This window comes from Mesocryomonas lacus, assembly GCF_055730135.2.
In genome coordinates this window covers 110,227-122,436 of record NZ_JBUZWE020000004.1, presented here as the reverse complement: position 1 = coordinate 122,436, position 12,210 = coordinate 110,227, and the positions used below count along the sequence as shown (strand labels likewise).

Genomic DNA, 12,210 nt, shown 5'->3' with positions numbered 1-12,210 from the left:
CTGACGCATATGCGCTTGCATGCCGACACGGCCGGCCGCTCCTCGGCCGCTTTACCGAGAGACCCGCCTTCTTGACCTCTTCCGACGCCAGTACCCTCCGCGTCCGATCGCTGTCCAAATCGGTGCCGGGCGGGCGGACACTGTTCGCCGGCCTCGACCTCGATGTGTCTCCCGGCGAAGTCGTGGCGATCATCGGCGAGTCCGGCGTCGGCAAGTCGACGCTGCTCAACATTCTGGCCGGGCTCGACGACAGCGATGCGGGAAGCGTCGCGATCGAGGGGACGGTTCTCGGCGATCTCGACGAGGCGGCCCGCACGCGGCTGCGCCGCCAACGGATCGGCTTCGTGTTCCAGGCCTTCCACGTCCTGCCTTACCTCACGCTGCGCCAGAACGTCGCTTTGCCGCTGGCGCTTGTCTCGGCAGAGGCGCCGGGGAGCGAGCAGCGGGCCGAGGCGATGCTGGATGCCGTCGGGCTCGGCACCCGCGGTGACGGCTATGCCCGCGACCTTTCCGGTGGCGAACTGCAACGTGTCGCCATCGCGCGTGCGCTGGTGCACCGGCCGGCGCTGATCCTCGCCGACGAGCCGACGGGCAATCTTGACCCGGAGACCGCTGAGAAGGTGCTGCATCTCTTCGCAGAGGCGGTGCGGCGCGACAAAGCGGCGGCGATCATCGTCACCCATTCCAGCGCCACCGCGGCGATTGCCGACCATGTGCTGACGCTGACCGCCGGGGGCCTGGTGGCGCTGCATGGGTGAGATCCTCTCCGCCCGTCTCGCCTTGCGCTGGCTCGTCCTCGGCGAGGCGAGGGCGCATCCCGCCCGCTTCCTCGGCACCGCCATCGCCATCGCTGTCGGTGTCGCGCTGGGCTTTGCCGTGCACCTCGTCAACGGCTCGGCGCTCGCCTCCTTCGACGGTGCGGTGCGTGGCGTCAACGGCGCCGCCGATGTGTCGGTGCGCGCGGCGAGCCCGCTCGGCTTCGACGAGGCGCTCTACGCCGATGTGATCGCCGCGCCGGGCGTCACTGATGCGAGCCCCGTCATCAGTCTCGACGCGACAGCCGGCACGGCCTCCTTCAGCCTGCTCGGCCTCGACGTCATCCGTGCCGCAGGCGTGACGCCGAGCCTCATCGGCCAGCGCACCAACGGCATCAGCGGCCCCGGCCTGTTCGACGAGAGCGCTCTCTTCCTGTCGCGGGCGGCGCTGGCGGCGACCGGCACCAAGGTCGGCGCCCCCCTGACGGTCAGCGCCAATGGCCGGACCGCCGATCTCACCGTCGCCGGCATTCTCGCCGCCGCGCCGGACGGGCAGGCGATCGGCGTCATCGATATCGCCGCCGCGCAATGGCGCTTCGACCGGCTCGGCCGGCTCGACCGGATCGACCTGAAGCTCGCCGACCGGGCCGTCGCCGAGGCCGCGCTCGGCCGCATCCTGCCCGGCGACATCGTCCTCGGCAGTTCCGACAGCGAGGCGGCGCAAGGCAGCGCTTTGTCGCGCGCCTACCGCGTCAACCTCGACATGCTGGCGCTGGTGGCGCTGCTGACCGGCGGGTTCCTCGTCTTCTCGGCGCAGTCGCTGTCGGTGGCGCGGCGGCTGCGGGCTTTTGCGCTGGTGCGCACGCTCGGCCTGCCGAAGCGGGGCATCGTCGCCATGGTGGCGCTCGAGGGGCTGGTGATCGGCGTCATCGGCTCGCTCGCGGGTCTTGCCGCCGGCTATGGCCTCGCGGTCGCGGCGTTGACGCTTCTCGGTGGCGATCTCGGCGCCGGTTATTTCAGGGGCGGCGGCGTCAGCATCGTGTTCCAGCCAATGGCAGCCACCGCCTTCTTCGCGCTGGGCGTGGCGGCAGCGCTTCTCGGCAGCATTCTCCCCGCACGGGTGGCCTCGAAGGCGGCGCCGGCGGCGGCTTTAAAGAACAGCGGCGACATCATCGACCCCCGCAGCCCCGTGCCGTGGAAGCCGGCCCTCGTTCTGCTCGCCGCCGGCGGCTTCGCCAGTCTGCTGCCCCCGGTTGGCGGCTTGCCGCTGTTCGGCTTCGGCGGCATGGCGCTGATGCTGGCCGGCGGCGTCGCCGGCGTGCCTTGGCTTGCCCGCCGCCTGCTGGCTCCGCTGGCCCGCCGGACGGGCGGCGGCGTGGCGGGATCGCTGGCGGTCCGGCACGTCCACGGCGCGCCGGGCGAGGCAGCGACGGCGCTCTGCGGCATCGTCGCGAGCACCGCGCTGATGATCGCCATGGCCACGATGGTCACGAGCTTTCGTGGCGCCGTCGACGAGTGGCTTGGCGAGGTGCTCTCGTCCGACCTTTATCTGCGAAGCGAGGCCGGCGCGGGCTTCGACCCCGCGCTGCAGGCACGCCTCGCCGCCATGCCCGGCGTCGCCTCGATCTCCTTCAGCCGGCAGATCCCATTGACGCTCGCCGCCGACCGGCCGCCGGTGACGCTCATTGCGCGGCCGGTCGATACGCCGGCGACCCCTCTGGTGCTGATCGAGGGCGGGCTGACGACACCGCCCGGCGCGACGCCGGTCTGGGTGTCCGAGCCGGCCGCCCGGCTCTACGGCTGGCGCATCGGCGATCCCGTGACGCTGCCGCTCGGCGGCGGCACAAGCTTTACCGTGGCGGGCGTCTGGCGCGACTATGCCCGCCAGCAAGGTGCGTTGGTCGTCCGCAGCGACGATTATACCCGCTTGACCCAGGACGCCGCCCGCAGCGAGGCCGGCATCATGCTGGCGCCGGGCGCCGATCCCGATGCCGTCGGCCGGGCGCTGCTCGAGACCTTGCCTCCCGAGACCCGCGCCGGCGTCTCGCTGGCCCGGCCGGCGACGCTTCGCGCCTTCGCGCTCGACCTTTTCGACCGCAGCTTCCTTGTGACCTACGTGCTGGAGGCGGTGGCGATCCTCGTCGGGCTCGCCGGCGTCGCCGCCACCATGTCGTCGCAGACCATTGCCCGCGTTCGCGAGTTCGGCATGCTGCGCCATCTCGGCCTCGGCAAGCGCCAGATCACCGCGATGCTCGGGCTGGAGGGAGCACTGCTCGGCGCGATCGGGGGCCTTGCGGGCGTGCTCCTCGGCGGTGTGCTGTCGCAGGTGCTGATTCACGTGATCAACCCGCAATCCTTCAACTGGACGATGACGACGCGCCTGCCGCTCGGCACCATCGCCGGCGTTGTCGTCGCCCTGGTGCTGGCCGCGGCGGTGACGGCGATGCTGGCGGGCCGCCGGGCGACGGCGATGAACGCCGTGCTGGCGGTACGGGAGGACTGGTGATGCGTTTTCTGCAGGTTCTCTTCGCGCTGCTCGTCGGCGTCACAGCGGCGGTTCCGGCTGACTATCCGGCCGTGACGCCGGGGGTGGCGCTGCAGTTTCCCGCCGACCACGGCGCCCATCCCGCCTTCCGCACCGAATGGTGGTACGTCACCGGCTGGCTGAAAACGCCAGAAGGGGAGGACCTCGGCTTCCAGGTGACCTTCTTCCGCTCGCGGCCGGAGATCGATGCCGAGAACCCCAGCCGGTTTGCGCCTCAGCAGATCCTCTTCGCCCATGCGGCGCTGTCCGATCCCGCGGTCGGCCATCTCCTCCACGCCGAGCGCTCGGCCCGGGCCGGCTTCGGCATCGCGGAAGCGGCGACGAAGGACGCGGCCATCGTGCTCAGGGACTGGACGTTCCAGCGCAGTGCCGACGACCGGTTCACCACCAAGGTCGCGACCCCCGACTTCACCTTCGACCTCGCCTTCGCGCCGACGCAGGAGATCTTCCTGCAAGGCGAGAACGGCGTCAGCCGCAAGGGCGCCAAGCCCGAGGAGGCGAGCTACTACTATTCGATGCCGCATCTCGCGGTCTCCGGCACGCTTACCCGCGCAGGCAAGCCGGTCGCGGTGACCGGCGAAGCCTGGCTCGACCGGGAATGGTCCTCGGATTTCCTGTCCGCGGACGCCGAAGGCTGGGACTGGACGGGCCTCAACCTCGACGACGGCAGCGCGCTCGTCGCCTTCCGCATCCGTGGCAAGGACGATGCGACGCTCTGGGCCGGCGGATCGTTCCGACGCCCGGATGGGTCGATCGTGCGCCTTGCCCCCGGCGACATCCGTCTCGAGCCGGTCCGCCGCTGGACCTCGCCGCGCACCAAGGCGAGCTATCCGGTGGAGCAGGTGCTGACTATAAGACTGCCGGAAGGCGAGCGCCGGATGCCGCTGACGCCGCTGTTCGACGACCAGGAGCTCGACGGCCGTTCGGGCGGCTTGCCGGTCTACTGGGAAGGCGCCGTGCGGACCCCGGGCGGCCGCGGCTATCTCGAACTCACCGGCTACGCTGCGCCGCTGACGCTCTGACGTTCTGGCGCTTTCGCCTATCGGCCTGCCGCCCAGGCGTCGACACCAAGGGCCGCCACCCGTCCGGACGCGAAGCAGGCGGTCAGCAGATAGCCGCCGGTCGGCGCTTCCCAGTCCAGCATCTCGCCGGCGACGAACACGCCGGGCAGCGCCATCAGCATCGACCGTTCGTCAACCGCATCAAGCGCAATGCCGCCGGCCGAGGAGATCGCTTCGGCGATCGGCCGAGGCCGTACCACCGGTACCGCTAGCGCCTTGATGCGCGCTGCCAGCCGGTCGGGCACCATCAGCTCGGCGGCTGACGCAAATTCGTGCAGCAACCCGGCCTTCACGCCGGAAAGCCCGGTGCCCTTGCGCAGCCGGTTCGAGAAGCTCGCCTTGCCCGGCTGCCGGGCGAAATCGCGCGACAGCTGCTCGGCCGTCCGCCCCGGCGCCAGATCGAGCAGCAGCTGCGCGGCGCCGTCCGCTGCGAGCTGGTCGCGCAGCGCTGCCGCATGCGCGTAAACGAGGCTGCCCTCGATGCCGTCCTGGCTGATCACGAACTCGCCCTGGATCGCGCCCGCCGCCGACGTCGCGACGACAGACTTCACCGGCTCGCCGGCGAAGCGGTCGCGGAAATGCGGGCTCCAGTCGACGTCGAAGCCGCAATTGGCGGGTTGGAACGGCAAGATGTTGACGCCGCGTTCCGCCAGCCACGGCACCCAGGCGCCATTCGAGCCGAGCCGCGGCCAGCTCGCGCCGCCGAGTGCCAGCACCGTCGCATCCGGCTGGACCGTTAGCGGTCCGTCGGGCCTGTCGAAGACGAGCCCGCCTGCGGCATCAAAACCGGTCCAGCAGTGCCGGGGCCGGAGGCGGACGCCAAGGGCGGCGAGCCGGCCGAGCCAGGCGCGGAGCAGGGGCGAGGCCTTCATCGCCGTCGGGAAGACCCGGCCCGAGGAGCCGACGAAGGTTTTTGTGCCCAGCCCCTCCGCCCAATCGGTCACTTCCGCCGGGCCGAAGGCCGCGACGACCGAGCCCATCCGCCCTTCTGCCGCGCCATAGCGTGCGATGAAGCTGGCGAGGTCTTCGGAATGGGTGAGGTTCAGCCCGGACTTGCCGGCGAGCAGGAATTTCCGGCCGAGGGTCGGCATGGCGTCGTAGACGGTCACGGCGTGACCCTTGCCGGCCAGCGTCTCGGTTGCCATCAGCCCCGCCGGCCCGCCGCCGATGATCGCGACCTCCATGATCTCCGCCCTTTCCCGATCGCCTACGCCGCCGACCTCCGACGATGGCGGGCGGCTTGGCTTAGCTTGCCTTGGCTATATCGGGTATCCCGGCGGTCGCAAGCGTTTCGGCGCCGGTCAGGCGTGAAGGCGCCGCAGCGGCTCGGCGGGGATATCGCGCAGCAGGAGGCGCAACTGCGTGGTGGCGCAGAGAACGGCAAGGTCGGTCTGGGAGATCGGCCGGGACAGGAGATAGCCCTGCAGTTCGCCGCAGCCGAGCGCGATCAGCCCGTCACGCTGCCGTGCCGTCTCGACGCCCTCGGCGGCCACCGCGATCCCGAGGGCGCCCGCAAGATCGACCATCGCTCGGACGATGGCCGGGGAAACCTCGGGATTGCCGACGTCCTGGACGAAGGACCGGTCGATCTTGATCTTGTCGACGCTGTAGCGGGCGAGATACTGCACGGAGGCATACCCCGTCCCGAAATCGTCGAGGGCGACGCGCACCCCAGCCGAGCGGAAGGCGGCAAGCGCTGCCACGATCGTCGGCGTCGGGTCGATCAGGACGCCTTCGGTGATCTCGATCTGGATGCGACGCGGATCGATGCGCGCCTCCTTGAGGATCGCCATCGCCTTCGCCGCAAAGCCCGCTGTTTTCAGCTGGATCGGCGAGACGTTGACCGCGATCCAGGGGATATCGATCTCGTCGAGCGTCCGGCATGCCTCCCGGATCACCCATTCGCCGAGCGCCGCGACCAGACCGCGCTCCTCGGCGATCGGAATGAAGTAGGCGGGGGAGACGTTGCCGCGCTCCGCGTGCCGCCACCGGATCAGCGCCTCGGCACCGACGATGGTCGCGAGGTCGGCGCCGAACAAAGGTTGATAGGCGAGGCTCAAGCCTTGGCCGGTCTCCAGCGCTGCCCGGAGATCGGCCTCGAGCAGACGTTTCTCGCGTGCCAGCGCAGCGAGAGTCGCGTCGAAGATGAAGCTGCGCGCGCGTCCCATCGCCTTCGCCTGGTAGAGCGCGAGGTCGGCGCGGCGCAGGATCTCGGTGCCGGTCAGCGAGGGATCGGCGATCGGGACGCCGCCGATGCTGACGCTGATCCAGGCGGGCGAGCCGCCGAGGTCGAAGCGCTCATTGGTGACGGCGATGAGCCGGGCCGCCAGGGCGTCGATCGTCGAGATCTCCGGCGTCAGAATGGCGAATTCGTCGCCACTCAGCCGCGCCAGCAGGTCGCGCGGGCCGATGACCGACTGGAAGCGCCGGGCGACCTGGCGGATCAGATCGTCGCCGGCGGGATGCCCTAGCGTATCGTTGATCTCCTTGAAGCGGTCGAGGTCGAGGCAGAGCAGTCCGAAACCGCGATCATTGGCCTTCCGGGCGTCCAGCATGGCGTTGAGGCTGGTATGGAACTGCGACCTATTGGCAAGGCCCGTCAGGCTGTCGTGGAAGGCGATGTGATTGGCGTGGGACTCACTGGCCTCCAGCCGCGATCCAGAGCGCCGCAGCCGCTCAGAGAGAATGGCGATGAGGAGGACGATGAGCACGAACACTGCGCCCATCACCGGCGCCGTCTCGTTCATCAGACGGCGGCCAGGCCGGCGCTGCTCCCAGGTGATGAAACCGATCTGCTTGCCGCGGCTGGTCCGGAGTTCGAGGCTGGCACGGACCGGCGAATAATTGTCGCTTGGTGAGAAGGCGATGTTCGGAATCATGTACTCCATTCCGATGCCGTCGAGCAGCTTGGTGTCGATGGACCGGGTGGAGACGATAAGGGGCGCGCGGTCAGACTCGCGTTCCGTCGGATCCCCTGACCGAAGGATCGCACTGACGCCGATGATCGCCGGCAAGGTTCCGACAGTGCCGATGTCGGCGACCGCATTGCTCGTCCGATACCGCCCAATGTCCATCTGGGAGCGCAGCTTGCGCACCAGCGGCCCCACCGTGCCGGCGATTTCGTCGAAACGTGCGGCTGCGACAGTTTCGCCATTCTCCATGGCATAAATCGGCCGATCGTCGGGCCCAAGGACGTAAGTCCGGTCATGGCCGAACAACTGGCGCATGCGGCTGCTGATGTGAGCCTCGATCCATATGAGGTCGCCATCCCGTATCCGCGTCACGGCCTCGTCGTTGACGGCGACCGTCTGCTGGTCCCGGCTCATCTCGCGCTTCGCCTCGCTGACCGCCTGCGCCAGCAGCGAGCGGTCCCGCTGCAGCGAACTGGCGTCAACGGTCGATGCGCCCGACAGCACGTAGAAGACCAGCATGGCGAGCGACGCCAGGAAGACGGCCCCCATCAGCACCGCTAGTTGTCTTGAAAAACGGGCGCGGACCTGGGGCAAAGGGCTCTACTCACTGGCTACATAGTGTTGGTAGCCAGCAATGTTTGAGGAAGCCTTTCGTTTCCCCTTGGGTTTCGATCCATTGCATTATCGGGCAGCGAATGGTTAGCGGGCGTAGAACGCCTTAATTATCTAATGAAACTGGAAAATCCGTCTGCAGTATTTACCATGTGCTCAGGAATGCTTTAGCGCCAGGGCTGTGAAATTCGACAAGCTCGCGGTAGATCGGTTAGCGTAACATGGCATCCGCCGGTTGAGAAAATGGTGGCGCTGGGAGCCGCAGGGTGTCAGCGTTTTGTGGACGGATTTCGCGGCTGGCGACGCGGATGTAGAGGGTCCAGGGGATAGGCCGTGAACGCAGCGCTTCTGGAAACCATCTACGAGAAGCTGTCGGTCACCGGGCTCGTGGCCACCGGCCTGCTCTTCCTGACGGCGCTGTTTTCGGCGATCGTCGCCTATTTCCGCACCAGTGAGCATCGCTCTTTCGGCGAATTCTTCGAGTTCGCGCTGCCGAAGGGAGTCGCGCTCCACCCTTCGGCGAAGGCGGATCTCCTGTTCTGGATCACCAAAAAGGCGCTGATGCCCTTCCTGCTGATCCCGGCGGGTATCACGTTCGTCGTCGCCGTCGGCTATGTCACCAAGCTCGCGATCACCAGCGCCTTCGGCATCGAGGCGCCGTTGATCGCCGGCCCGGCGGGCCCGGTGACGGTGGTGCTGTTCACCATCACCATGCTGCTCGCCTACGACATCTCCTACTATCTCTACCACACGGCCCAGCACCGCTTCCCGATTCTCTGGGAGCTGCACAAGGTGCACCACTCCGCCGAGGTCATGGTCGGCATCACCAAGGACCGGGTGCATCCGCTGGACGAGCTGATGAACCGCATCTGGGACGGCGTCATCCCCGGCATCTGCTTCGGCATATGGGCGGTGCTGCAGCTGAACCTCGTCGAGCTGACGGTGTTCGGCATCAACGTCTACGTCATGCGCAACATCCTGATGATGGACTTCGTGCGGCACACGCATTTCAAGATCTCTTTCGGGCCGCTCAACAACGTCGTCCTCTGTCCGCACTGGCATCAGCTCCACCACAGCGTCGACCCCCGGCACTACGACAAGAATTTCGGCCTCCTGTTCTCGTTCTGGGACCGGCTGTTCGGCACGCTCTGCGTTCCCGAGCGCGACGAGGACTTCAAGTTCGGATTGGTGGACCGGGACGTCAGGGACTACCAGTCGCTGTCCGGGCTCTACCTCCTGCCGCTGAAGAAGATGGGACGCCTGATCGCCAAGGGGTACCGCCGCCGCGTCAAGCCGGCCGCGCAGCCCGAAACCCTCTCGTGAACGGCGCGGCGCCGGCAGTCTTTGCAGACTCCGGGCCTGCACCGGAGCGGCTGGAGATCGTCCGCACCGCCGATCGCCTCACGGCGGTCGCCGACGCCTGGCACGGGCTCTGGTCCGAGGCCGGGGCGCTGATTTTCCAGAGCCCGCACTGGATCGGCGCCTGGTGGCGGACGCTGCCGGACCCCGAGCGGCGCAAGCTCATGATCGTCCTCGCCTGGCAGAACGAGCGGCTCATCGCCGTGCTGCCGCTCGCGACCTGCCGCCGGCGCGGCTTGCGCCTCCTGGAATGGGCGGCGAAGGACCATACCGACTACGGCGACGCGCTTCTCGCGCCCGGCGCCGATGCGGCCGTCCTGTCGCGGATGTGGGATCACCTCTCGGCGGCCGGTGGCTTCGATCTCGTCTACCTCAACCGCCTCCTGCCGAGCGCCACGGCCCGCGCGCTGCTGGCGCCGGGGCGCCGCAGCCGGCTGCGGCCGCATCACCGGGCCGAGACCAGCTACCGCGTCGCAGGCCCCTTAACCAATGGTGCCGCCTGGCTGCAGGGACATTCCAAGAAGACCCGGCAGAACTATCGCCGCGGCCAGAAATCCCTCGGCGAGACCGGCACGCTGGCGTTTCGCTTGCTGCCGCTAGACGCGCCGCGCGGCCCCATCCTGGAGCGCCTCGGCGTGTTCAAGCGGCAATGGCTCGCCACCACCGGCAACCGCTCCGACCTCTACGACGACGGCGCGCAGACGCTGTCGGCGCTCGTCGACGTCCTCGCCGAGGCCGGAATCCTGCGGATCTTCGTGCTCGAATGCGAGGGCGCCGTCATCGCCATCTCCATCAACTTCGAACAGGCCGGCACGATGATGGCCTTCGTCACCAGCTACGACCCGGCGGTCGAGCGCGGCTCGCCCGGCATGGTGTTGATGATGGACTACATCCAGTGGTCCATCGACCACGGGATCGGCATGGTCGACTTCCTCTGCGGCGCCGAGCCGTTCAAGCAGCGTTTCGCCAATACCAGCGTCCGGCTGGATTCGGTCATCGGCCAACGGACCTTGCCGGGCGCGCTGGCCGTGATCGCCGAGCGCTCGGCCGAGACCCTCCGCGTTCTGCGGGCACGGCAGGCGCGTCCGGTCTCGGTGTCGGTGGCTGAAGATGCTTAGGGTGAATGCGGGGGTGCCGGTACAGTTCTATCGCGCCAGCTTCGCGCATTCTGCCGAAGCCACACTCGCCTAGATTGTGCGGGCGTGTCGACCTTGGCGATGAATTTGGAGCAATTCGGCACTGGTATGCTTTGGATTGCGGCTGGTATCGCGGCAAAGGGCTCGCCTTTGCTGCATTCTTCAGCGGGACTGAGCGTTTCGTTTCACCTTCCTCGTCTGCGGGAAAGGGCGTGAGCGACGCAGGCGGCCGGACCGCCCACCTCTGCGCTTGGGAAAAAGCATGGTGAGAGAACAGGCGCTCCGGGTGCGGGTCTTGCTGCAGGCGCAGGCGCTGCGGCAATGGCAGCTCGACCTGCTCGAGCGGATGTCGGCCGCGTGCGGGCTGGCGGTGGAAGCGGTGCTCGTGGACGACGGATCGGGTCTGCCGGCCGGGGCCGAGCGGATCTTCCGCCTTGAGGCCGCCGCCTACGGCCTTTCGCCGCCCGCCGCCAGCGCGTGTGTCCTGCCCGGCGCCTTCGCCGAATTCGATAAGGGCGCGGCAAGGCCGGACCTCATCCTCGACCTTACCGATGGCGGGTCTCGCTCACCCGAAGACGCCGCCGAGGCATTGGACCGCACGCGCCGCTGGCGTCTGACCTATGACGGCGTCGCGGGCGAGGGCGGACTTCTCGCCTCCGTCCTCGCGCATCACGCCCCGGTCGCCGAAATCCGCGAGGGCGCCGATCTCGTCATCGCCGCCCGGCTCGGAACGGAGAACCCGGGTGTGACGCGCGAGGCTTTCGAGGACGGGCTGTCGCGCGTCATCACCGTGATCCTCTCGGCCGTTGCCACGCTGCGGGCGCCAGCAAGGACACCGGCTCCGGCGATCGCCTATGCCACGCCCTGCCACCACAACTTGCAGCCCGGGCGCCTCGCGGTGCGGGCCGCCAAGACCGTCGCGCGCGCCGCGGTCCGCCACAGCTACAGACTGTGCTTCGCCTCGCCGCACTGGCGAGTCGGCTGGCGCCGGATCGACGGCCCGGATCTCATCGACCGGCCGCAGCATCCCGCCGGCGGGTGGACGGACCTTCCCGACGACGGAAAGCGGTTCTATGCCGATCCCTTCGCCATCGAGCACCAGGGCCGGACCTTCCTCTTCGTCGAGGATTTCCAGCATGCCCTCGGCCGGGGCATCATCTCCGTGGTGGAAATGGGCGCGGAGGGTCCGATCGGCCGGCCCGAGCCTGTGCTCGAGCAGCCTTGCCATCTCTCCTATCCCTTCGTCTTCGCGGCCGAGGGCGAGATGTGGATGATTCCGGAAAGCAGCGGCGCGGGCACCGTCGATCTCTACCGCGCGACCGCCTTTCCCGGCGGCTGGGTCAAGGAGGTGACGCTGCTCTCCGGGATCATCGCGAGCGACGCCACGCTCATCGAGCGCGACGGGCGCTTCTGGATGTTCGCGACCGTCCGTGACGGCAATGCCGGGGCGTTCTCCGACGTGCTGCACCTCTGGTCGGCGGAGAGCTTCCGCGGCCCTTTCCGCCCGCATGCCGGCAACCCGGTGCTGATCGACATCGCCGCGGCGCGGCCTGCCGGCCGCATGGTCGAGCGCGACGGCGTCCTCTGGCGCCCGGTGCAGGACTGCCGCAACGGCTATGGCGCGGCGCTCGGGCTGGCGCGGGTCGAGCGGCTCGACGATGGCGGCTTCGCCCAGACGGTGGAGACGATCTTGAGGCCTGGTCCCGGCTGGCCCGGCCGGCGCCTGCACACCCTCAACCGCTCGGGCTCCTTCGAGTTCATCGATGGTTCCGCCCCGGCACCGCGGCGCTTCTGACTTCGGCCGATAGGCTTTGTTTCAGAGGCCTTCGG

General features: G+C 68.6%; 8 protein-coding genes. 6 read left to right on the top strand and 2 right to left on the bottom strand.

Annotation, left to right across the window (positions count from 1 at the left end; genetic code table 11):
* Positions 1–71: 71 nt before the first annotated feature.
* Genes ACZLZY_RS07875 through ACZLZY_RS07865 form a run of 3 tightly spaced genes read left to right on the top strand, consistent with a single transcriptional unit; the run spans position 72 to position 4,322 of the window.
* Positions 72–758 (top strand): ABC transporter ATP-binding protein, encoded by a 687-nt coding sequence (locus tag ACZLZY_RS07875; protein ID WP_472933681.1) that lies wholly within the window; start codon positions 72–74, stop codon positions 756–758.
* A complete protein-coding gene (locus ACZLZY_RS07870) occupies positions 751–3,261 on the top strand; it encodes an FtsX-like permease family protein (RefSeq protein WP_472933680.1) in 2,511 nt (836 codons plus the stop codon). The genes ACZLZY_RS07875 and ACZLZY_RS07870 overlap by 8 nt, the downstream gene beginning before the upstream one ends.
* Positions 3,261–4,322 (top strand): lipocalin-like domain-containing protein, encoded by a 1,062-nt coding sequence (locus ACZLZY_RS07865; protein WP_472933679.1) that lies wholly within the window; start codon positions 3,261–3,263, stop codon positions 4,320–4,322. Before ACZLZY_RS07870 ends, ACZLZY_RS07865 begins: the two co-directional genes overlap by 1 nt.
* A 17-nt stretch (positions 4,323–4,339) precedes the next feature.
* Here ACZLZY_RS07865 and ACZLZY_RS07860 read toward each other — a convergent pair whose 3' ends face one another.
* The gene (locus tag ACZLZY_RS07860) at positions 4,340–5,545 is read right to left on the bottom strand and encodes a TIGR03862 family flavoprotein (protein WP_472933678.1); all 1,206 of its coding nucleotides are present in this window, start codon (positions 5,543–5,545) and stop codon (positions 4,340–4,342) included.
* A gap of 117 nt (positions 5,546–5,662) precedes the next feature.
* Positions 5,663–7,822: a putative bifunctional diguanylate cyclase/phosphodiesterase gene (locus ACZLZY_RS07855; RefSeq protein WP_472933904.1), complete on the bottom strand. Its 2,160-nt coding sequence runs from the start codon at positions 7,820–7,822 to the stop codon at positions 5,663–5,665.
* 396 nt (positions 7,823–8,218) lie between these two features.
* Here ACZLZY_RS07855 and ACZLZY_RS07850 point away from each other — a divergent pair, with 396 nt between their 5' ends.
* The 3 genes from ACZLZY_RS07850 (at position 8,219) to ACZLZY_RS07840 (ending at position 12,175) form a co-directional block, all read left to right on the top strand.
* Positions 8,219–9,208: a sterol desaturase family protein gene (locus ACZLZY_RS07850; RefSeq protein WP_472933677.1), complete on the top strand. Its 990-nt coding sequence runs from the start codon at positions 8,219–8,221 to the stop codon at positions 9,206–9,208.
* On the top strand, positions 9,205–10,362 hold the full coding sequence (locus tag ACZLZY_RS07845; RefSeq protein ID WP_472933676.1) for a GNAT family N-acetyltransferase: 1,158 nt from the start codon (positions 9,205–9,207) through the stop codon (positions 10,360–10,362). Before ACZLZY_RS07850 ends, ACZLZY_RS07845 begins: the two co-directional genes overlap by 4 nt.
* 280 nt (positions 10,363–10,642) lie before the next feature.
* Positions 10,643–12,175 (top strand): glucosamine inositolphosphorylceramide transferase family protein, encoded by a 1,533-nt coding sequence (locus tag ACZLZY_RS07840; RefSeq protein ID WP_472933675.1) that lies wholly within the window; start codon positions 10,643–10,645, stop codon positions 12,173–12,175.
* Positions 12,176–12,210: the final 35 nt, after the last annotated feature.

Excerpts from the sequence above, each read along its gene's own strand:
- ACZLZY_RS07870 (WP_472933680.1), top strand. The coding sequence starts at position 751 with ATGGGTGAGATCCTCTCCGCCCGTCTCGCCTTGCGCTGGCTCGTCCTC.
- ACZLZY_RS07865 (WP_472933679.1), top strand. The coding sequence starts at position 3,261 with ATGCGTTTTCTGCAGGTTCTCTTCGCGCTGCTCGTCGGCGTCACAGCG.
- ACZLZY_RS07860 (WP_472933678.1), bottom strand. The coding sequence starts at position 5,545 with ATGGAGGTCGCGATCATCGGCGGCGGGCCGGCGGGGCTGATGGCAACC.
- ACZLZY_RS07855 (WP_472933904.1), bottom strand. The coding sequence starts at position 7,822 with ATGGGGGCCGTCTTCCTGGCGTCGCTCGCCATGCTGGTCTTCTACGTG.
- ACZLZY_RS07840 (WP_472933675.1), top strand. The coding sequence starts at position 10,643 with ATGGTGAGAGAACAGGCGCTCCGGGTGCGGGTCTTGCTGCAGGCGCAG.